Source organism: Rhodobacter sp. 4.3.4 (assembly GCF_058724655.1).
The window spans coordinates 1234258-1253458 of the sequence record NZ_CM178967.1 but is presented as its reverse complement, the minus strand read 5'-3'; the positions used below and the strand labels follow the sequence as shown (position 1 = coordinate 1253458).

The 19201-nt window shown below is 68.1% G+C and carries 20 protein-coding genes and 1 riboswitch; of the genes, 6 read left to right on the top strand and 14 right to left on the bottom strand.

Annotated elements, in window-relative coordinates; genetic code table 11:
* Nucleotides 1-150: 150 nt before the first annotated feature.
* The gene (locus AC4PTB_RS06030; RefSeq protein ID WP_492192161.1) at nt 151-576 is read left to right on the top strand and encodes a YqaA family protein; all 426 of its coding nucleotides are present in this window, start codon (nt 151-153) and stop codon (nt 574-576) included.
* Nucleotides 577-582: 6 nt separating this feature from the next.
* On the opposite strand, the gene AC4PTB_RS06025 is transcribed toward AC4PTB_RS06030, so the two are convergent.
* The 7 genes from AC4PTB_RS06025 to AC4PTB_RS05995 all read right to left on the bottom strand — a co-directional run bounded on the left by AC4PTB_RS06025 (nt 583) and on the right by AC4PTB_RS05995 (nt 7423).
* Nucleotides 583-1146, bottom strand: a complete 564-nt coding sequence (locus tag AC4PTB_RS06025) for a hypothetical protein (protein ID WP_492192160.1) — start codon at nt 1144-1146, stop codon at nt 583-585.
* A gap of 76 nt (nt 1147-1222) precedes the next feature.
* Nucleotides 1223-1849 (bottom strand): HAD family hydrolase, encoded by a 627-nt coding sequence (locus AC4PTB_RS06020; protein ID WP_492192159.1) that lies wholly within the window; start codon nt 1847-1849, stop codon nt 1223-1225.
* Complete coding sequence (locus tag AC4PTB_RS06015; RefSeq protein ID WP_492192158.1) at nt 1849-3477, bottom strand: FGGY-family carbohydrate kinase; 1629 nt, start codon at nt 3475-3477, stop codon at nt 1849-1851. The genes AC4PTB_RS06020 and AC4PTB_RS06015 overlap by 1 nt, the downstream gene beginning before the upstream one ends.
* A 26-nt stretch (nt 3478-3503) precedes the next feature.
* Nucleotides 3504-4232, bottom strand: a complete 729-nt coding sequence (locus AC4PTB_RS06010; RefSeq protein WP_492192157.1) for an SDR family oxidoreductase — start codon at nt 4230-4232, stop codon at nt 3504-3506.
* Nucleotides 4233-4247: 15 nt separating this feature from the next.
* Entirely contained in the window at nt 4248-5498 is a 1251-nt protein-coding gene (locus AC4PTB_RS06005) for a sugar ABC transporter permease (protein WP_492192156.1), read from the bottom strand.
* Nucleotides 5495-6298 (bottom strand): ATP-binding cassette domain-containing protein, encoded by an 804-nt coding sequence (locus AC4PTB_RS06000; RefSeq protein WP_492192155.1) that lies wholly within the window; start codon nt 6296-6298, stop codon nt 5495-5497. Before AC4PTB_RS06000 ends, AC4PTB_RS06005 begins: the two co-directional genes overlap by 4 nt.
* A 78-nt stretch (nt 6299-6376) precedes the next feature.
* On the bottom strand, nt 6377-7423 hold the full coding sequence (locus tag AC4PTB_RS05995; protein ID WP_492192154.1) for an ABC transporter substrate-binding protein: 1047 nt from the start codon (nt 7421-7423) through the stop codon (nt 6377-6379).
* A gap of 237 nt (nt 7424-7660) precedes the next feature.
* On the opposite strand from AC4PTB_RS05995, the gene AC4PTB_RS05990 reads away from it, so the two are divergent.
* The 4 genes from AC4PTB_RS05990 to AC4PTB_RS05975 all read left to right on the top strand — a co-directional run bounded on the left by AC4PTB_RS05990 (nt 7661) and on the right by AC4PTB_RS05975 (nt 11326).
* Nucleotides 7661-8689: a substrate-binding domain-containing protein gene (locus tag AC4PTB_RS05990; protein WP_492192153.1), complete on the top strand. Its 1029-nt coding sequence runs from the start codon at nt 7661-7663 to the stop codon at nt 8687-8689.
* Between the two features lie 63 nt (nt 8690-8752).
* Nucleotides 8753-8948, top strand: a riboswitch (cobalamin riboswitch).
* Nucleotides 8949-9309: 361 nt separating this feature from the next.
* A complete protein-coding gene (exbB, locus tag AC4PTB_RS05985; protein WP_492192152.1) occupies nt 9310-10098 on the top strand; it encodes a tonB-system energizer ExbB in 789 nt (262 codons plus the stop codon).
* Nucleotides 10098-10517 (top strand): TonB system transport protein ExbD, encoded by a 420-nt coding sequence (exbD, locus tag AC4PTB_RS05980; RefSeq protein WP_492192151.1) that lies wholly within the window; start codon nt 10098-10100, stop codon nt 10515-10517. Before exbB ends, exbD begins: the two co-directional genes overlap by 1 nt.
* Nucleotides 10514-11326, top strand: coding sequence for an energy transducer TonB family protein (locus AC4PTB_RS05975; RefSeq protein WP_492192150.1), 813 nt, complete (start codon nt 10514-10516; stop codon nt 11324-11326). Before exbD ends, AC4PTB_RS05975 begins: the two co-directional genes overlap by 4 nt.
* On the opposite strand, the gene AC4PTB_RS05970 is transcribed toward AC4PTB_RS05975, so the two are convergent.
* From AC4PTB_RS05970 to AC4PTB_RS05940, 7 genes are all read right to left on the bottom strand, one after another.
* The gene (locus tag AC4PTB_RS05970; RefSeq protein ID WP_492192149.1) at nt 11310-11561 is read right to left on the bottom strand and encodes a DUF6525 family protein; all 252 of its coding nucleotides are present in this window, start codon (nt 11559-11561) and stop codon (nt 11310-11312) included. The genes AC4PTB_RS05975 and AC4PTB_RS05970 overlap by 17 nt on opposite strands.
* Nucleotides 11558-12769: a GTP-binding protein gene (locus tag AC4PTB_RS05965; RefSeq protein ID WP_492192148.1), complete on the bottom strand. Its 1212-nt coding sequence runs from the start codon at nt 12767-12769 to the stop codon at nt 11558-11560. The genes AC4PTB_RS05970 and AC4PTB_RS05965 overlap by 4 nt, the downstream gene beginning before the upstream one ends.
* Before the next feature lie 168 nt (nt 12770-12937).
* On the bottom strand, nt 12938-14737 hold the full coding sequence (locus AC4PTB_RS05960; protein ID WP_492192147.1) for a peptidoglycan D,D-transpeptidase FtsI family protein: 1800 nt from the start codon (nt 14735-14737) through the stop codon (nt 12938-12940).
* Complete coding sequence (gene ftsL, locus AC4PTB_RS05955; RefSeq protein ID WP_492192146.1) at nt 14734-15132, bottom strand: cell division protein FtsL; 399 nt, start codon at nt 15130-15132, stop codon at nt 14734-14736. Before ftsL ends, AC4PTB_RS05960 begins: the two co-directional genes overlap by 4 nt.
* Nucleotides 15129-16145 (bottom strand): 16S rRNA (cytosine(1402)-N(4))-methyltransferase RsmH, encoded by a 1017-nt coding sequence (rsmH, locus tag AC4PTB_RS05950; protein WP_492192145.1) that lies wholly within the window; start codon nt 16143-16145, stop codon nt 15129-15131. Before rsmH ends, ftsL begins: the two co-directional genes overlap by 4 nt.
* A 1-nt stretch (nt 16146) precedes the next feature.
* Nucleotides 16147-16734 (bottom strand): division/cell wall cluster transcriptional repressor MraZ, encoded by a 588-nt coding sequence (mraZ, locus tag AC4PTB_RS05945; RefSeq protein WP_492192144.1) that lies wholly within the window; start codon nt 16732-16734, stop codon nt 16147-16149.
* Nucleotides 16735-17390: 656 nt separating this feature from the next.
* Nucleotides 17391-18455, bottom strand: coding sequence for an Mrp/NBP35 family ATP-binding protein (locus tag AC4PTB_RS05940; RefSeq protein ID WP_492192143.1), 1065 nt, complete (start codon nt 18453-18455; stop codon nt 17391-17393).
* Between the two features lie 303 nt (nt 18456-18758).
* Between AC4PTB_RS05940 and AC4PTB_RS05935 the strand changes: the two genes are divergently transcribed.
* Nucleotides 18759-18962 carry a DUF1127 domain-containing protein gene (locus AC4PTB_RS05935; protein ID WP_492192142.1) on the top strand — a complete coding sequence of 68 codons (204 nt, stop codon included), beginning with the start codon at nt 18759-18761 and terminating at the stop codon, nt 18960-18962.
* Nucleotides 18963-19201 lie beyond the last annotated feature (239 nt).

Here is a 19201-nt window from a genome sequence, read left to right as displayed (position 1 = left end):
CACGCAAGGGGGCTTGCGGGAGAGCGCCTTGCTTGTCAGGAAGGCAGGACGCCGCCCGGAGCCCCCGATGACCCGACCACCGCCGCGACCCCTTGCCGCCCCGATCGCCGGTTCTGTCGGCCTTGCCCCCGTCACGGCCGGGATCGTGCCGTGGCGCTGACCGGGCTCTTTCTGGCCGCGCTGCTGGCGGCGACGCTGGTGCCCGCGCAATCCGAGGCGGTGCTGGCTGCGCTGATCTTGCAGGGCGCGCATCCGCTGGCGCTGCTGCTGGCGGTTGCGACCCTGGGCAATGTGCTTGGCTCGGTGCTGAACTGGGCGCTGGGGCGCTATTGCGCCGCCCATGCCGGGGCGCGGTGGTTTCCGGTCCCGGCGGCGCGGCTTGATCAGGCGGCGCGCTGGTATGCGCGCTGGGGGCAGTGGAGCCTTCTGGGCGCCTGGCTGCCGATCATCGGCGATCCGCTGACGCTGGCGGCGGGGCTTTTGCGCGCGCCGTTCGGGCGGTTTGTGCTGCTGGTCACCCTGGCCAAGGGAGGGCGCTATCTGGCCCTCGCCCTGGCGCTGCAGGGGATCGGCTGAGCCGGGTCAGAAGCGGCGGCGCGGACCGAAATCGGCCAGCGTGATGACGCCGTCGCCACTGCGCTCGCGCAGCGCAAACCAGCGATCTGTGCCCGCGACAAATTCCGCCTGCGTCACCCGGCCGTCGCCATCGCTGTCAAGCCACCGCATCTGATCGGCGGCCGGGGCCAGAAAGCCCTGCCCCGCCATGCCCATACCTTGGCCTTGGCCCATTCCCATACCTTGGCCCTGACCCATGCCGCGCCCAATCCCGGCGCCGGGCGTCATGCCTTCGGGGCGCTGATGCCCGGGGCCCATCCCGGCCTCCAGCTGCGCCTGTTTGAAATCGTCGATCCCCGCCAGCTCCCCGGCCGAGAAGACGCCGTCGCCGTCGCTGTCGAACATGGTGAAGATGTCGGCGCGGTGGCTGCGGGCCTCGGCCAGGGTCACCTGACCGTCGCCGTCCAGATCCCATTGCGCCAGGAACGCCTGCCCCGGCACCACCGCCGGATCGGGTGCCTGCTGCGCCAGCGCGGGCAGGGCCGCCCCCGAGAGGGCAAGGATCGTCGCAAGTCTCAGAACGCGGTTCATCGCAGATCCCTTTCATGCTGATCTTGCAATATGAACGCGCCAGCCCCGGGTTTCCGTCGCCGGGCCGGAACGATGGTCAGCCCGGCAGGCGCTGCGACAGCGCCGCCAAGGGCTGCCAATCGCCCGGCGGTCCGGCAAAGCCGGGCATCATGTAGACACCAAGACCCGCCGCCCGGGCCGCGGCCAGCCCCGCGGCGCTGTCCTCGATCACCGCCGCCGCGGCGGCGGGCAGGCCAAGCCGCGCCAGCGCCAGCTGATAGGGCTCGGGATCGGGCTTGCCGCGGCGGACATCCTCACGGCTGACCGTCGTCACCGCTCCGGGGGCCAGACCCAGCCGGGTCAGGTTTGCCTGCACGATCAGCGCGGGCGCATTCGAAACGATCGCCTGACAAAGCCCCGCCGCCTGCGCCCGCGCCCAAAGATCGGCTGCGATCTCAAAGGGATGCACCTCGTCGATCCGGGCCAGATAGGCGGCGAAACGCAACTCGGACCAATGCGCAAGGGACAGCGAAAGCCCGTGATCGGCCACAAGGATCGCGTGGATCGCCTCCTCGCTCTTGCCGATCAGGGCGGTGTGGAACTCCCCGGGCAGCGTCAGCCCGCAGATCCGCGCGGCATCGACGAAAGAGCGGCGATGCACCGACTCGCTGTCCACCAGCGTACCATCCATGTCCCACAGCAGCGCGCGAAGCGGCTGATCCATCACGCCTCCCGCACCGCGGCATCGCGTGCAAGCGCCTGAAACTGCTCGAAAAGCGCAAAACGGGCATCATGGAAGGCGCGCGTTTCCGCCCCCCCCGGCGCATAGCGGCGCGCGATCTTCGACATCTGCGCCATCGCTGTTGCCACATCGGGCGCCGCCCCCGCCGCCACCGCGGCCAGGATCGCCGAGCCCAGCAGCACCGGTTCCTCGGTCTGCGGCGCCGCCACCGGCAGGCCGGTCGCATCGGCCAGGATCTGGCGCACCAGATCCGACCGCCCCGCCCCGCCGCTGATCACGACGGTCGAGACAGTGGCGCCGCGTTTCGCCTGCACCTCAAGGATCTGGCGCAGCCCGTAGCCCAGCCCGCAGATCCCCGCGACGTAAAGCGCGACAAGGTTGTCCAGGTCATCCTCCATCCCCAGCCCAGCGATCAGCGCGCGGGTATAGGGATCGGCATGGGGCGCACGGTTGCCCAGAAATTCCGGCACCACATGCAGCCCCGCCGCCAGACCGGCGATGTCGCCCCCCGCCCCCGCCAAAGCCTCGGCCCGTCGCGCAAGCCAGGCGGGGAGGGAAAGCCCGGCACGGGAGGCGGCGGCCGAGGCCTCGGCAGAGGCGGGGTGGAACCGCAGGAGCTGATCGATCGCAGCCCCGGCGGCAGACTGACCGCCTTCGTTGAGCCAGGCCCCCGGCACCATCGCCGAGTAATAGGGGCCCCAGACGCCCGGAACGAAGACGGGTTCCTCGGTGGTGGTCATGGTGCACGACGAGGTGCCGAAGACATAGGCCAAGTTCGCGCTGGCCCCGCCCTCGCCCGCGGCGCCGACGGTGCCGACACCGCCCGCATGGGCATCGATCAGCCCCGCCGCAACGGGCGTTCCGGGCAAGAGGCCCAGATCCCGCGCGGCCTCCGCGGTCAGGCCCGCGCCCAAAGCGGTGCCGGGCATGACGACTTCGGTGCCGATGCGGGCAAAGCCCTCGTCGGCCAGTTCCGCAAGCCCGATCTGGCGGAAATAGCTGTCGTCCCAGCGCCCCTCATGGCCCATATAGGTCCATTTGCAGGTCACGGTGCAGATCGAGCGCGCCGCCGAACCGGTCGCCTTCCAGGTCAGGAAATCGGTCAGGTCGAAGAAATGCCCGGCGGCGTCGAACTCGGCGCGGCGGTGTTCCTTGAGCCACAAAAGCTTCGGCGTCTCCATCTCGGGCGAGATCCGGCCGCCGACATAGTCGAGCACCCGGTGTTTCGTCGCGTTGATCCGCTCGGTCTGCGCGGTGGCGCGGTGGTCCATCCAGACGATCACATTGCGCGCCGGATCATCCGAGGGGCCGACCGGCAGCGGCCGCCCCGCGGGATCGAGCACCACCAGCGAACAGGTGGCGTCAAAGCCGATGCCCGCGATATCCGCCGCCGTCAGCCCCGCCGCCCGCAGCGCGCCCTGCACCGAACGGCCCACCGCCGCCCAGATCTCGGCGCTCGATTGCTCGACGACCGAGCCTTCCTCGCGGTAAAGCGTGATCGGGTGGTGATCGGTGCCAAGCAACTGACCCGAAAGGTCGAAAACCCCGGCGCGGGCAGAGCCGGTGCCGACATCGACCCCGACAAGATGGCGGGCAGTGGAAGCGGACATGGGAAATCCTCCGGGCTGGGCCGTGGTCAAAGATCGACGCTGTTGGGCAGCAAAACGAGGTCGCGCACGACGACGCCGCGGCTGCGCGAGAGCATGAAGAGCACGGCTTCCGCCACTTCGCGCGCCTGCATCAGCGAGCCATTCGCCAGGGCTTCCTCCATCTTCGCCTTCGGCCAGTCATCGAGCAGCGCCGTCACCACCGGGCCGGGCAGCACCGCGCCCATGCGCACGCCATGCGGCGCAACCTGACGGCGGGTGGCATGCAAAAACGCCTGCACCGCGAATTTCGAGGCGGTGTAAACCGGCTCCCAGACCACCGGCACCACCCCCGCCACCGAGGAGGTGAAGATGATGTCGCCGGTCTTGCGTTCGATCATATGCGGCAAGACCGCATTCACCGTGCGGAAGGCGGCGTTGATGTTGAGGTTGAGCACCTTGTCCCAGACATCCGGGTCGCCCTCGGCGGCGGGACCGCCGACATAGGCGCCCGCATTGGCGTGGAAGATGTCAAGATCGCCCACAAGGTCGCGGATCGCGGGCAGCATCCCCGCGACCGCCTTGGCGTCGAACAGATCGAGGCTGAGCGGATGCGCGCCGGGGCCGATCTCGGCGCAGGCCTGCGCCAGTTTCGTTGCGTCGCGGTCGATCAGCACGACCTGCGCGCCTTCCTCGACCAGGATTTTCGCGCAGGCAAGGCCGATGCCCGAGGCGGCGCCGGTGATGGCGGCGGTTTTGCCCTGCATGAGATTTGTCATGATATCCTCCGGTTGTCAGGCGCGGCCGTGGCTGGCGCGCGATTGCCGTGCCAGCGAGTTGATGATCACGGCGATGGCCAGAACCGCCCCGGTGATCATGTAACGCAGCGACGAGCTGAGATTGAGAAGGGTCAGGCCGTTCGAGATCGACTGGATCACCAGCACGCCGAGCAGCGCCGCCCAGGCCGAGCCGCGGCCGCCGAAAAGCGAGGTGCCGCCGATGACCGCCGCCGCGATGGCGTTGAGGTTCACGTCGCCCGTGCCCGCCTGCTGGCTGGCCGTGGCCAGACGCGCGGCGGAAAAGACCCCGCCCAAAGCGGCAAGCGACGACCCCAGCATGAAGGCGGTCAGGCGGATGCGCTTGACCTTGATGCCGGAACGCCGCGCCGCCTCGATATTGCCGCCGACGGCGAACATCGAGCGGCCCCATTTCGTGCGGGTCAGCGCATATTGCATCGCCGCGACGCAAAGGACGAAGACGACGAACATGAAGGGCACGCCGCGGCCAAGGTTCAGATAGGCGACGGCGCCTTCCAGAAGCAGGGTGACCGCGCCCGCCTTGACCAGCACGACGCTGGCGGAGGCATGCGACAGGTTCGCCGCCGCCCGCGCCCGCATCTGCCGGAAGCCGAACCACAGGATGCCCAGCCCCGGCACCAAAGCCAGCGCATGCGAGGCCCAGTCCGGCATGATCAGGATCTGTCCGAAGCGGACCAGGAAGGAGGCGTAAGGCAGGTTGATCGAGCCGGTCGGCCCGAGGATGTAAAGCTGCATGCCCAAAAGCGCGAGCAGCCCCGAAAGGGTCGAAACAAAGCTCGGCATGGTGAAGCGATTGAGCAGCGTCGCATAGATCGCCCCCATCGTCGCCCCGGCCGAAAGCGCCGCCAGAATGGCGAGCGGCAGCGGCACCCCCATGTTGACCCAGAGAACACCGACCAGCGCCGAGGCCAGCCCGCTCATCGAACCGACGGAGAGGTCGATCTCGCCCAGAAGCAGGATCAGCACGATGCCAAGCGAGATGAACCCCACCGCCGCGGCGTCAAACAGCAGGTTGACGAGGTTGTTGGGCAGCAGGAAGACCGGGTTCAGGGTGGAAAACACCACCGAAATCAGGATCAGCCCCACCACGACCGGCAGGATGCCCAGATCGCCCGAGCGGATGCGGTCGATGAAGGCGCGCGCCGCACCGGCAAGCCCGGTATCGGCCCGCAGCCGGGCATCGGCGCGGTCATAGGCGATGGGCGAGGCGTCGGGTTTCATGCTCATTGCTGGGCCCTTGTTCTTTCGATGGCATCGCGGCGGGCGGCGACATTGTCCTCTGCCCCCATGATCGCGGCGACGATCTGTTCGCGCGTGGCCTCGCGGGGGAAGGTGCCGTTGTTGCGCCCAAGCCGCAGCACCGCGATGCGGTCAGAAACGGCGCGGACATTGTCCATGTTGTGGGAAATCAGGATCACGCCATAGCCGCGATCGCGCAGCCGCTCGATCAGGTTCAAGACCTCGGCGGTCTGCGCCACCCCCAGCGCGGCGGTGGGCTCATCCAGCATGACGATCTTCGGCTCCAAGAGCAGCGAGCGGGCAATCGCCACGGTCTGCCGCTGCCCGCCCGAAAGCGAGGCGATGGGTTCGCGCACCGAGGGGATGCGGGCGGCGAGTTCCCCCAGCAATTGCCAGGCGCGGACCTCCATCTGCACCTCGTCGAGCGCCCAGGGGGACAGCTCCTGGCCAAGGAACAGGTTCGCCACCACATCCAGATTTTCGCACAGCGACAGATCCTGAAAGACGGTGGAAATGCCCAGGGTCAGCGCCGCCGAGGGGCTGTCGATGCTGACCGGCCGCCCCATGAATTCGATCGTGCCCGATGTGGGCTGGAACACCCCCGCCAGGATCTTGATCAGCGTGCTTTTGCCCGCGCCATTGTCGCCCACCAGCGCCACCACCTCGCCCGCATGCACGTCCAGGTCGATGTCGCTCAGCGCGGAGACCGCGCCGAAGGTCTTGGTGATCCCGCGCAGGCGCAGGACCGGCTCGCGCGCGGGCGCAAGCGAAGCGTCATTCACAGCCATCCGGCCTCTCCTCCCCAGTGCGGCGCAGGCAGTCACCCGCCTGCGCCCGTCGGTCAAACCTTGCGTGATGCCCGGATCTTACTCGATGCCCAGCGCCTTGCAGCCCTCGGCATAATCGCCGGTGCAGATCTCGGCGGCGGTCTGGATACCCTTGTCGAAGATCTCGGCCTTGATGTTTTCGCGCGTCACCACGGCCGGAACGAACAGCTCCGAAGGCGTGTCGTAAAGCGTGGTCTTCGGCGCGGGCGTTTCGCCCTTGAGGAAGGTCACGGCGACATTCGCGGCAGCTTCGGCAACGATTTCCGAGGGTTTCGAGATCGTGTTGTATTGATCGCCCGCGATGATCAGCTGCAGCGCCGCGATGGTGGCGTCGTTGCCGGTGACCGGCGGCATCGGATCGACGCCCGCCGCCTTCAGCGCCGCAATCGCGCCGCCGCCGGTGCCGTCATTGGCTGCGACGATGCCCTTGATCTGATCGCCGAACCGGGTGATCTGCCCGGCGGTCCATTCCTGCGCCTTCGGCGGCGCCCAGTCCGGCGTGTCGAATTCGGAAAGCTTGGTATAGGGCGATTCCTCCAGCGCGCGGTGGATACCGTCGCGGATCAAACCGGCCGCCGCATCGGTGGGCGAGCCGTTGATCTCCAGCACCCCCGCGCCATCGGGCACGCCCGAGGCCTTCATATGCTCGACCAGCGATTTCGCGATCGCATAGCCGATGCCCTCATTGTCGAAGGAGACATAGTAATCGGCCGGTTTCGCCGGGATCGGACGGTCATAGGCGATGACCTTGACGCCCTGCGACTGCGCGATCTCGACCAGACCCGCGGCGGCGGCGCTGTCGACCGGATCGAGCACGATCACCTTGGCCCCCTGCGCGATCACCGAGTTGAACTGCTGCTGTTGCAGCGCCACATCGGCATTGGCGTTCTGATAGATCACCGTGCAATCGGCGCAAAGCTTGTCCATCGCCGCCTTGAAGCCGGGGAAATCGTGCTGCTCGTAACGGGTCGAAGCCTGGTCGGGCATCAGGAAGGCCACCGTGGCCGCTTCCTGCGCGCTGGCCGCGGCGCCAAGGAAAGCTGCGACAAGAACCGAAGCCCCCGCCAGCGAAATCGTCTTGTTCATCCTGGTCTCCTCCTCTGGATGATCCGCAAGGCCCCGGCCCGGTCTTGGCCCGGGTTCCGCCGCCGCCCGACCGGGCCTGCAAACCCCGTCCAGCCACGCCGACACGCCCCGGTTGCGCCGCCTCCACGCCTCCGCCCTTATGCTGCATCGGTTGCGCAAGCTTGCTCAATCGATGAAGCAGAATTGCATCCGGTTTCGATTCACGTCAAGATCGAAGATGACAACCGACGGAAAAGCATGACCGACACCTCTGGCCCCGGCCGCAAGCGCCCGACGATCTATGACCTGGCCGAACGGGCGGGGACCTCGCCCAGCGCGGTCAGCGCGGTGCTGAACGGCTCGTGGAAGAAGCGGCGGATCAGCGAAAAGCTGGCGGAGCGGATCACCGCGCTGGCGGGCGAGCTGGGCTATGCGGTGAATTATCAGGCCAGCCTGCTGCGGCGGGAGCGTTCGAACATCGTCGGCATGATCGTGCCGAAATATGACAACCGCTATTTCGGCGCCATGGCCGAGCGCTTCGAGGCAGTGGCCCGCGCGCATGGGATGTTTCCGGTGATGACCTGCACGCAGCGCGACCCGGCGCTGGAATTCGAGGCGGCGCGGGCGCTTTTGTCCTATCAGGTCGATTGTCTGGTGGCGAATGGGGCGACCGACCCGGACCGGATCGCCGATCTGTGCGCCGCGGCCGGGGTGCGGGTGGTCAACCTCGATCTGCCGGGATCGAAGGCGGCCTCGGTCACCTCGGACAACTTTGCCGGGGCGAAGACGCTGACGCATCTGATCCTCGACCGCTGCCGCGACGATCTGGGCTATGCCGGGCCGCTTCTCTTCATCGGCGGGCGGGCGGGCGATCACAACACCGCCGAGCGGATCGGCGGCTTTCGCGCCGCCCATGCCGAACGCGCCATCCCCCTGCCCGAAGAGGCGATCCTGGCCTGCGGCTATTCGCCCGACAAGGCCGAGCGGGCGCTCGACGCGCGGGCGGGGGCGCTGCCGCCGGGGCTGTTCGTGAACTCGACGATCAGCCTTGAAGGGGTGGTGGGCTGGCTCAACCGCGCCGTGCCCGATCATGCCGGGCGGATGCGTTACGGCTGTTTCGACTATGACGCTTTCGCCGCGCAACTGCCTGACAATGTTGGCATGATCGAGCAGGACGTGGACGGGATGATTGCCAAGGTCTTCGCGCTGATCGAGGGCGGCCCGACCAGCCCCGCGCATTTCCGCATCCCCTGCATCCTGCGCACGCCCCCCCTTCCCCGCGGCTGAGCCGCAGCGCAGCGCCCACAACCGCAAGCCGCAGTTCCGGCTTGACGCGGCGGGCGAATTGGATTTGGCTGACGCCGTCCAAGTTCCGGCCCGCGGGCCGGATTGAAAGGGAACGCGGAACGGCGCTTGCGCCCAGACCGCGGCTGCCCCCGCAACTGTGAGCGGCGAGCAACGTCGACATGCCACTGGGCGCTGCCCGGGAAGGCCGGCGAAGCCAAGACCCGCGAGCCAGGAGACCTGCTTGGACACTCACCCTTTCCGGGGCGCGAGGGGCGCCGCGGAAGCGGCCCGTTCCGCAGAGGTGGCCCGCCGTCCGCGGAAAGCCCCGGCCTTCCGCGACATCCCACCTTCCGGGCGGTTTCGCCCGGCCGACCAAGGTTCGCCGATGCCGCTTTCGTCCTGCGCCTTTCTTTGCCGTCCAGCCCGTCGCCGCCCCGCCCCCGCCTGCGACCCGCCGCGCCGGGGCAAAGCCGGAGATGGCCCGGCCCTTGCGGCCGCCCATTACTTGACAATTTCACTCAGCAAGCGCAGGAGGGGACAAAGCCAGCCCTCCGCCAGCCGCTCCTGTCCCGCCCTGAACGTCCCCGAGGTCTGCCATGCCCCCCGACATGAACCCAGTCATGCATCCCGTCATGCCCGCGCCTGCCAATGACGCGCTGATCCTGTTTCTCGACCGTGTCGGGCTTTCCTCGCTGGCCGAGTCCCTGCGCGCCGCCGCCGCCGCCGAGGCGCTGACCCCGCTGGCGATGTTCGCCCATGCCGATATTCTGGTGCAGGGCGTGATGCTGGGGCTGCTTGCGGCCTCGGTGCTGGCCTGGGCGATCTGGGCGGGCAAGCTGGTGCAGCTGACGCTGTCGCGCCGCCGTCTTTCGCGCGATTACCGGGCGCTGGCGGCGCGCGGCACGCTGGGCGCGACGCTCAGCGGCGGGATTCTGGCGCGGATGCAGGCGGCGGCAAGCGCGGAAATCCGCGCCTCCGAAGGGCTGCCCGATGGCGGCATCAAGGAGCGTGTCGCGATCGATCTGGCCCGGATCGAGGCCGGGGCGGCGCGGGCGATGCAATCGGGGGTGACGGCGGTGGGGTCGATCGGCTCGACCGCGCCCTTCGTCGGGCTGTTCGGCACCGTCTGGGGGATCATGAACGCCTTTGTCGGCATCGCGGAAAGCGGGTCTTCCAGCCTTGCCGTCGTCGCGCCGGGCATCGCCGAGGCGCTGATGGCCACCGCGCTTGGCCTGGTCGCGGCGATCCCCGCCGTGCTGCTTTACAACCACCTGACCCGCGCCGTCGGCGGCTACCGCGCCGCGCTGACCGATGCGGCGGCGCTGGTCGAACGCACGCTCTCGCGCGATCTGGACCGGGCGCGGCGGGCGCCCGCCAGCGTCACCCCCCTGCATCTGGTGGCGGAATAATGGCGGTCCGGCTCTCCGACGGCGACGACCTCGCCCCCGAGGCGCAGATCAACATCACCCCCTTCATCGATGTGATGCTGGTGCTGCTGATCATCTTCATGGTGGCGGCGCCGCTCTCGACCGTTGATGTGCCGGTCGATCTGCCCGTCGCCTCGGGGCAGCCGCAGCCGCGCCCGGCGGACCCGGTTGTGCTGAGCCTGAACGCGGAAAAGGGGCTGATGCTGGGCCGCGATCCGGTCAGCGCCACCGATCTGCCCGCAAGGCTGGCCGAGGCGACGGCGGGCAAGCTGGACACGCGGATCTTCGTTTCGGCTGACAAATCCGTGCCTTACGGCGAGATGATGGGGCTTTTGAACCAGCTGCGCGCGGGCGGCTATCTGAAGATCGGCCTTGTCGGTCTGGAGGAGGCCGCGCCATGAGCCTGGCGCTTGCCGATCCGCCCGAGGCGCCGGGCCGGGCGCTTTTGTGGGGGCTGGCGCTCTCGCTGGCGCTGCATGCGGTCGCGGTTTCCGTGCTGTCGCAGACCGAGGCCGCGCCCGCGGCGCTGGTGGCGGCGGGGGCGGGCGGCGAGGATCTCGACACGCTCGAGGCGATCGCCGCGACCTTCGTCGATCTGACGCCGCAGATCCAGCTGCCCGAGCCGGCGATGACATTGCCGCTGACCGCGCCGGTGATCGACATTCCCGAAGTCCGGCTGCCCGATCCGGTGCTTTTGCCGCCCGAGCTGCCGAAGATCACGCCGCCGAAAGTCGCGGAAGACAAGCCGAAACCGCCGCCGCCAAAACCGAAACCCGAGCGGCGGGCGGAAAAGCCGAAACAGGCAAAACCCGCGCCCGCGCAAAGCGAAAGCCGCGCCGCCGCGCGCGCGGCGGGATCGGGCGCAGGCGCGCAGGCGGGCACGGGCGGGACGGATGCGCAGGCGACGGTCGCGGCGGGCACGGTGAAAAGCCAGCTTGCGAAATGGGGCGCGACGATCCGCACCCGGATCGAGCGGCGCAAGAGCTATCCCGCCGCGGCGGGACGGGCTTCGGGCTCGGTCGGGCTGGCGCTGCGGGTCGGCCGCGACGGCGCGCTGATTTCGGCCGCGGTGAACCGCTCCTCGGGCCATCCGGCGCTCGATGCGGCGGCGCTGGCGGCGGTGCAGAAGGCGGGGCGTTTCCCCGCCGCCCCGGCAGAGCTGGCAAAGCCGAGCTACGCCTTTTCCATTTCCGTCAAGTTTTCGCGCTGAGCGACGGCTCGCGCGCCAGCGTCCGCGCCTCGGCCAGATGCAGCCGGTCAAGCGCCGCCTGCGGCGAGCCGGTCTCTGCCAGCGCCCGCGCCCAGATCCGCGCCACCGAGGCCGCCGACCAGGGCAGCACCGCCTGATGCGCCCAGGCCCGTGCGGGCGCGGGCAGCCGGTCGAAGGCCGCCATCGGATCGGCCCGCAACCGGCGGCGCAGCGGTGTCGTCAGGTTGCGCCTCATGCCCCCTGCCCCCAGCGCGGGAAAGGATCGGGCAGATCGGCCCAGACCTCGGGGGTGAAATCCGCGGCCGGAACCAGCGCCGCATTCAGCCGCGCGCAGATCGCCTCGCGGTCCAGATCGACGCCGATGAAGACGATCTCCTGACGCCGGTCGCCCCAGGGCTCGGCCCAGTGCCGCGCAATCTCGCGCTGCGCATCGGGGTGGCTCGGCAGCCGCTCGGGCGGGACCGAGGCCCACCAGCGCCCCAGCGGCGTGACATTGGCCGAGGCCCCCGCCAGGCTGAATTCGACCGCCCAATCGGGCCGCGTCGCCAGCCAGAAATGCCCCTTGGCGCGGATCACGCCGGGAAGCGCGCCGCCCAGAGCCGCCTCGATCTTGCCCGAATCAAAGGGCGCGCGGGCGTGGTAGACGAAGCTTGAAATCCCGTATTCCTCGGTCTCGGGGGTGTGGTTGGCGAAACCGTAAAGCTCTTTCGCCCAAAGCGGATGCTCGGCGGCGCGGGCGAAATCGAACAGCCCGGTGTCAAAGATCGCCTCGGCCGGAACCTGGCCGAAATCGGTCTCGATCAGCCGCGCATCGGGGTTCAGCGCCTTGACGATCTGCCGCGCGACGCGCAGCTTTTCCGGCCCGGCATCCGTCACCTTGTTCAGCACCACCACATCGGCGAATTCGATCTGCTCGGTCAGCAGGGTCACCAGCGTCCGGCTGTCCTCCGCCCCCGCCGTCTCGCCGCGATCGGCCAGAAAATCGCTCGAGGCGAAGTCCTTCGTCAGGTTGATCGTGTCGACCACCGTCACCATGCAGTCAAGCCGCGCGATGTCGGACAGGCTCTCGCCCCGCTCGTCGCGGAAATCGAAAGTGGTGGCGACGGGCAAGGGCTCGGCCACCCCCGTCCCCTCGATCAGCAGGTAATCGAACCGCCCCGCCTCGGCCAGGGCCCGCACGCCCTTGAGCAGATCATCGCGCAGCGTGCAGCAGATGCAGCCGTTGGTCATTTCCACCAGCGCCTCTTCGGCGCGGTTCAATTCGGTGCCCTCGCGGATCAGATCGGCGTCGATGTTCACCTCGGACATGTCGTTGACGATCACCGCGACGCGACGCCCGGCGCGGTTGTTCAGCACATGGTTCAAAAGCGTGGTCTTGCCCGCGCCCAGAAAGCCCGAAAGCACGGTGACCGGAAGGCGGGGATCAGTGGGGGAAAGGGTCATGGCCGTCCATCTGAGTTACGTTATATTATAACCCAAATACCTCGGGACGCCCCGCCCCGCAAGCCCGCCAAAGCAAAGGGCCGGAGCTTGCGCCCCGGCCCTTTGTTCTCTGCGGTGTTTTTCCTGGTGCAAATACGCCGGGGTGCGGGGCAGCGCCCCGCTCCGCCCTCAATGCCCCTTCGCGGCCTTCACCAGCTGGATCCCGTCCAGCACATCGGGCACGCTGTCGGCCGGGCGCAGGCCAAGGATCGGCGCGATGCGGCGGATCACCTCGGCCGCGACCGGCACGGCGGTCCAGCCCGCCGTGCGCCGGGTCTGGTTCGCGGCAAAGGACGAGGGCTCGTCAAGCGTCAGCACCAGCACATATTTCGGGTCCGAGGCCGGAAAGGCCGAGGCGAAGGTGGCAATCACCTTGTTGTCGTAATAGCCGCCGCCCGGCTTCACCTTGTCGGCGGTGCCGGTCTTGCCCGCGACCTCATAGCCCTTCACATCGGCGAAGCTGGCGGTGCCGCGCGTCACCACCGCGCGCATCATCGCCAGCGACTTGCGCGCCGCCTCGGTCGACATCACCTGCGGCCCGCGTTCGCGCGCAGGCGCATGCACCAGCGTCGGCTTGACCCTGTAGCCGCCATTGGCGATCGTCGCATAGGCCGCCGCCAGATGCAGCGGCGAGGCCGCCAGCCCGTGGCCATAGCCCACCGTCATCGTGGTGATATCGGACCATTTCCCCGGCACGATCGGCCGCCCCGAGGGCGCCTCGGACAGCTCGACCGGGGTCGGCGCCAGAAAGCCCAGGCTTTCAAGGAAGGCCTTTTGTCGCTGCCCGCCGATCAGAAGCGCGATCCGCGCCGTGCCGACGTTCGAACTTTCGACGACGATATCGGTGATCGAGAGCGCCGGGCCGTAATTGTGGAAATCGCGGATGCGGAAGCGGCCCCAGACCATCGGCGACTTGGTGTCGAGCATCGTCGTCGGGCTTACCAGCCCCAGTTCCAGCGCCTGCGCCACGGCAAAGATCTTGAAGGTGGAGCCGAGTTCGTAGACCCCCTGCACCGCCCGGTTGAAAAGCGGGCTGTCCGACGCATCGCCCTTCGCCAGCGGCGCCGGGCGGTCGTTCGGGTCGAAATCGGGCAAGGAGGCCAGCGCGACGATCTCGCCCGAATGCACATCCATCAGCACCGCGGTGGCGCCCTTGGCATTCATCAGCTTCATGCCGCCGGCGAGGATCTCCTCGACCGCCTGCTGCACCGTCAGATCGATCGAGAGCTTGAGCGGCGCACCATTGTTGGCCGGATCGCGCAGCCAGCCGTCAAAGGCCTTTTCCACCCCCGCCGTGCCGATGATCTCGGCGCTGTCCACGCCCTCGTTGCCAAAGCGCGCGCCGCCCAGCACATGCGCCGCCAGCCGCCCGTTCGGGTAAAGCCGCATCTCGCGCGGGCCGAACAGCAACCCCGGCTCGCCGATGTCATGCACCTGCTGCAGCTGCTCGGGCGAGATCTTCTTCTTGATCCAGACAAATTTGCGCGGGCCGGTGAAATCGGCGGCGAGGCGCGTGGCATCCAGATCGGGGAAGATCTTCGCCAGTTTCTTCGCCGTGCCGACCGGATCGACCATCATCGGCGGCTGCGCGTAAAGCGCATGCGTCACCAGGTTCGTCGCCAGCACCCGGCCCTCGCGGTCGGTGATATCGGCGCGCTGCGCCAGGATCGCCGGGGCGGTGTCGGCGCGTTGCGGCTCTTCGGGGGTGGAGGCGGCCAGCGTCCCCATCCGCACCCCCACCGCACCGAAACAGACGCAGAAGATCCCGATCACCAGCCCGATCCGCCAGGCGACGCGGGCGCGGGCGGCTTCCCGCCCCGCCTCGCCGCGGGCGCGGATATTGGCGCGTTCGATCAGGTCGGGGTTTTCGCCGCGGGCGCGGGCATCCAGGATCCGCGCCAGCGGGCGCAGCGGCGTGCGGTGGCTCATTGCGCCTCCTCTTCGGCGATGCGGGAGCTTTCGTCATCGGTCGGCGGTGCGGAGACCTCGATCGCCTGTGCGATGGCCTGATCGATCGCCAGCGGATCGGTGCCCTCGGGTGCGGGATAGGCGACCATGGCGGCAGTGCCGAACTGATCGGGGGTCATCGGCAACAGGCCCAGCGAAGCGAAATTCAGGTTCACCAGCTCGCGCAGCCGCTCGGGGCGGTTCAGATAGGCCCATTCGGCGCGCAAGACGCTCAGGCCTTCCTGCAGATCGGCGATCTCGGCATTGAGCGCGCGCAGTTCCTGTTCGCGGTCCTGGGTCGCGTAATTGACGTGATAAGCCCAGAAGGCAAGACCCAGAACACAAAGCGAAACAAGGATATACGAGATGGTCTTCATCTGGGACGGCCCCGGCTGCGGTCAGTTTCGAAAAGGGGGGCCGGCAGGCCAAGGCTTGCACGATCAGCTCTACCGGCGGGGGAATCGGTGCGCGCACCAACACGCAATATAGCAGAGCGCGCCCGCGGGTTCTGTGCAAGCTCGATTTCGTCCGGCCCCACCCCCTTGCGGGTCACAAGATCGAAGGCCGCCGCCTCGGGGGCGGCCTCGGGCGCATAGCGCGACCCCCCCGGCGCCCGGCCCGAACGCGCCTGAAAGAACCGCTTCACCACCCGGTCTTCCAGCGAATGGAAGGTGACGACCGCCAGCTTGCCGCCCGGCTTCAGCGCCCGCTCGGCGGCCTCAAGCCCCGCGATCAGCTGGCCGAATTCGTCATTCACCGCGATGCGCAGCGCCTGAAAGCTGCGCGTGGCGGGGTGGCTTTGCCCCGGTTTCGGCCGCGGCAGGCAGCGCTCGATCGTCGCCACCAGCTGCTTTGTGCTCTCATAGGGCGCGCTCTTGCGGGCCTCGACGATGGCCCGCGCGATCCGGCGCGAGGCGCGTTCCTCGCCGTAATGATAAAGGATATCGGCCAGCGCCCCCTCGTCGGCCTCGTTCACCAGATCGGCGGCCGAAGGCCCGGATTGCGACATCCGCATGTCCAAGGGCCCGTCGCGCAGAAAGGAAAAGCCGCGCTCGGCCTGATCGAGCTGCATCGAGGAGACGCCCAGATCGAGCACAACGCCGTCCAACCCCCCGGGTGCGATCTCGGCGGCGACGGCATCCAGGTTCGAAAAGGTGTTCTCGACCAGCACCAGCCGGTCGCCGAACTCGCCCCGCCAGGGCGCCGCCATCTCGAAGGCCAGCGGATCGCGGTCGATGCCAATGACGCGCGCCGCCCCCGCGGCCAGCAACCCGCGCGCATAACCGCCCGCGCCGAAGGTGCCGTCAAGCCATGTCCCCAAGACAGGCGCGACCGCCTGAAGGAGCGGTCGCAGCAGAACGGGAATATGCGGGGTGTCGGGTCGGTCCATCTCAGCCCCCGTTGAGCAGGCTGAGCGGGTCGAAATCCTCGCCCATCTCGGCCATCAGTTTTTCCAGCCGCGCCTGATCGACGGCGGCGAAGGTGTCGGGGTTCCAGATCTCGAAAGTCTCGCCCATGCCGGCGAAATAGGCGTCGCCGGTGAGCTGGAAGCGCTCGCGCAGCTGCGCGGGCAGGACCAGACGACCATCGGGATCGATCTCGGTCGGATGCGCCTTGTTCAGCACGAAGCGTTGCAGGATCGCCCGGCTCGGGTCGCTGTAGGGGCGCGCGTTGATCGCGGCGGCGAGCTTCTGGAAGCCCGCAAAGGAATGAACCTGCAGCATTTTCTGGGTGTCGGCGCCATAGACGATGACCAGACGCGGACGTTTCGTCACCGCGGCTTCGGGATCGCCCTCCTCGAGCTCACGACGAAACAGCGCGGGGATCGACACGCGACCCTTGCTGTCCACCTTGAAGGTGTATTCGCCGATGAACATGCCCGCCAAGGCGGCAACTCCCGTCCCCTCCCCGCCGGTGGTCTTGAAGGAAAACGGCGGACCGAGCTGCTGCCACTGCTCGATCCGCCGCCCTCGTCCCATCTCTGGGCTGTCCGGTCTGCGCGCGCCACCTGGGGGATGTCTGCTCGCTCGCGCGCCGGATCTCTCTTTCGTGAAGCGGGTGCCTGTATGAAACTTCGGTCTTTGCGCCGTTGAGGTCTTGCTGCCTCTTGCCCGTCTTCCGTGAGTCAGTGATGCCACGGTCCGGGGTGGGATTTCAAGGGATATTTTGGGATGCGATGGAATTCCTGCCCGACCTGTGGCGCGGAAAGCGATGATAACTCAACAGCTTGTGGATAACTTTTACAGCAAAGGCAAAGCTCTAGCGGGTTTGATCCAGATCAACCACAACATCTAGGCAACACCTCTGTGACAGATCTGCCATCCCGTCCGGTGGGGCGCATTCCCGCAGAAAACGTCAAAATTCGCAAAATCCCGGGCAAGTGCCGCGAAGAACGCCCGATCACGGTCAAACACGGGCAAGTGATTCGGGCGGCGACGCCCGCCTGCCCGATCTCTCCCATGATTTCCCACCCAAGACCGCAAACTCCGCAACGCGAAAGGGCAGCCCTGCGACTGCCCTTTCATCTTGCCTCAAATACCTCGGGGGTCGTCCATTGGGGCGCCATTGGGTCAAGACCCAATGGACGACGGGGCGGAGCCCCCGCCCGGGTCGCCGCGCGAAAAGCGCGGCGAAATCAGGCCACGCCGCCCGCGATCAGCTTCGCCGCGATCGCCGCATAGGCCTCGGCCGCCGCGCCCGTGCCGAGCGCCACGGGACGGCCCGCATCCCCCGCCTCGCGCACCTCAAGCGCCAGCGGCAGGGCGCCCAGGAACGGCAGGCCCAGCCGCGCCGCCTCGGCCTCCACCCCGCCATGGCCGAAGAGATGCGCCTCATGGCCGCAGTTCGGACAGACATAGGTCGACATGTTCTCGATCAACCCCAGCACCGGCAGCTTCAGCTTGGCGAACATGTCGAGCGCCTTTTTCGCATCCAGCAGCGCGATGTCCTGCGGCGTCGACACGATCACCGCACCATCGAGCACGGTCTTCTGGCACAGGCTGAGCTGAACATCCCCGGTGCCGGGCGGCAGGTCGATCACCAGCACGTCCAAAGGCCCGAAATGATCCCATTTCACCTGACCAAGCAGCTGCTGCAGCGCCCCCATCAGCATCGGACCGCGCCAGATCACCGCCTCGTCCTCGCGCAGCATCAGCCCGAGCGACATCAGCACCACCCCATGCGCGCGCACCGGCAGGATCGTCTGACCATCGGGCGAGGCGGGCTTTTCCGTCGTCCCCATCATCCGCGGCTGGCTTGGCCCGTAAAGATCGGCATCGAGCAGCCCCACCCTTTTGCCCGCCCGCGCCAAAGCCACCGCCAGGTTCGAGGCGACGGTGGACTTGCCCACGCCCCCCTTGCCCGAGCCCACCGCGATCACATGCGCGACGCCCGGCACCGGCAGCGGGCCCTCCTGCGGCTTGGCGTGACCGCCGATCTTCACCCCGCCGCCGGGCGCCTTCGACGGCCGCGCCGGGATCACCACCGACAGGCTCTGCACCCCCGGCAGCGCCCGCACCGCTGCCTCCAGCACCGGCCGGATCGCCAGCAGCTCCGCCTCGGGCGCACCTTCAAGGACAAAGCGCACCACCCCCGATTCGACCGCCAGCGCATGCACCAGATCGCGGCCGACCGCATCCCCACCACCCGGCAAGACGGTCTTGCGCAGCGCCTCCAGCACCGATTCCTTCGTAAGCGTCATGGCTCTCTCCTGTCGATTTGCCGGGGACTGTGGCGCATTTGTCGCGGGCTTCAAGGGGGCGCCCCCCGCCCGGGCAAGATTTGCACGATATTTGCGCGGCCCAATGTGGAATTAATCCAGTTTGGAGGCGGATTCAGGTCAGAATCCGTTATGCATTTTCCGCAAGGCAGCATTGCCCCCGCCGCCCATTGTGCATCTGCAGCAATCGGGCCATTTTGGTCTCAACAGCGACGGTGCACCACAGCGACAGCCAGACGGTCCGACGCTAAACTCCACGACGATACGAACGAAAGAACACGACCGATGGCACTGGTCAGCGACATCCGGACGACCGAGAGCGGTTTTTCCAATCTTCTGGCCTCGATTCGCGAGGGGCTGGCCCGGCGCAAGGTCTATCGCCAGACGCTGGCGGAACTGCGCTCGCTGTCGAACCGCGAGCTGAGCGATCTGGGCATGCACCGCTCGATGCTGACCCGCATCGCGCTGGAAGCGGCCTACGGCAAATAGAACAGACTTCCGGAGACCCTCTCCTCCTCCCTGGGTCTCGGAGATCGGCGGCATCCTCTCTCCTCCTCCCTGGGGATGCCGCCACCCCATACCGGCCCGATCTGCCGGACCAAGGATCAAGCCCCTCTCCTCCTCCCTGGGGCTTCGATAGAAGACGGCGGCCTCGTCCTCCTCCCAGAGGCCGCCCGTCTTCGACCTGATCCCGCCGCCCTCTCCTCCTCCCGGGCGGCGGAATGGTG

Coding starts and splice junctions, on each gene's coding strand:
- AC4PTB_RS06025 (WP_492192160.1), bottom strand. CDS start 1,146: ATGAACCGCGTTCTGAGACTTGCGACGATCCTTGCCCTCTCGGGGGCG.
- AC4PTB_RS06020 (WP_492192159.1), bottom strand. CDS start 1,849: ATGGATCAGCCGCTTCGCGCGCTGCTGTGGGACATGGATGGTACGCTG.
- AC4PTB_RS06015 (WP_492192158.1), bottom strand. CDS start 3,477: ATGTCCGCTTCCACTGCCCGCCATCTTGTCGGGGTCGATGTCGGCACC.
- AC4PTB_RS06010 (WP_492192157.1), bottom strand. CDS start 4,232: ATGACAAATCTCATGCAGGGCAAAACCGCCGCCATCACCGGCGCCGCC.
- AC4PTB_RS06005 (WP_492192156.1), bottom strand. CDS start 5,498: ATGAGCATGAAACCCGACGCCTCGCCCATCGCCTATGACCGCGCCGAT.
- AC4PTB_RS06000 (WP_492192155.1), bottom strand. CDS start 6,298: ATGGCTGTGAATGACGCTTCGCTTGCGCCCGCGCGCGAGCCGGTCCTG.
- AC4PTB_RS05995 (WP_492192154.1), bottom strand. CDS start 7,423: ATGAACAAGACGATTTCGCTGGCGGGGGCTTCGGTTCTTGTCGCAGCT.
- AC4PTB_RS05990 (WP_492192153.1), top strand. CDS start 7,661: ATGACCGACACCTCTGGCCCCGGCCGCAAGCGCCCGACGATCTATGAC.
- exbB (WP_492192152.1), top strand. CDS start 9,310: ATGCATCCCGTCATGCCCGCGCCTGCCAATGACGCGCTGATCCTGTTT.
- exbD (WP_492192151.1), top strand. CDS start 10,098: ATGGCGGTCCGGCTCTCCGACGGCGACGACCTCGCCCCCGAGGCGCAG.
- AC4PTB_RS05975 (WP_492192150.1), top strand. CDS start 10,514: ATGAGCCTGGCGCTTGCCGATCCGCCCGAGGCGCCGGGCCGGGCGCTT.
- AC4PTB_RS05970 (WP_492192149.1), bottom strand. CDS start 11,561: ATGAGGCGCAACCTGACGACACCGCTGCGCCGCCGGTTGCGGGCCGAT.
- AC4PTB_RS05965 (WP_492192148.1), bottom strand. CDS start 12,769: ATGACCCTTTCCCCCACTGATCCCCGCCTTCCGGTCACCGTGCTTTCG.
- AC4PTB_RS05960 (WP_492192147.1), bottom strand. CDS start 14,737: ATGAGCCACCGCACGCCGCTGCGCCCGCTGGCGCGGATCCTGGATGCC.
- ftsL (WP_492192146.1), bottom strand. CDS start 15,132: ATGAAGACCATCTCGTATATCCTTGTTTCGCTTTGTGTTCTGGGTCTT.
- rsmH (WP_492192145.1), bottom strand. CDS start 16,145: ATGGACCGACCCGACACCCCGCATATTCCCGTTCTGCTGCGACCGCTC.
- mraZ (WP_492192144.1), bottom strand. CDS start 16,734: ATGGGACGAGGGCGGCGGATCGAGCAGTGGCAGCAGCTCGGTCCGCCG.
- AC4PTB_RS05940 (WP_492192143.1), bottom strand. CDS start 18,455: ATGACGCTTACGAAGGAATCGGTGCTGGAGGCGCTGCGCAAGACCGTC.
- AC4PTB_RS05935 (WP_492192142.1), top strand. CDS start 18,759: ATGGCACTGGTCAGCGACATCCGGACGACCGAGAGCGGTTTTTCCAAT.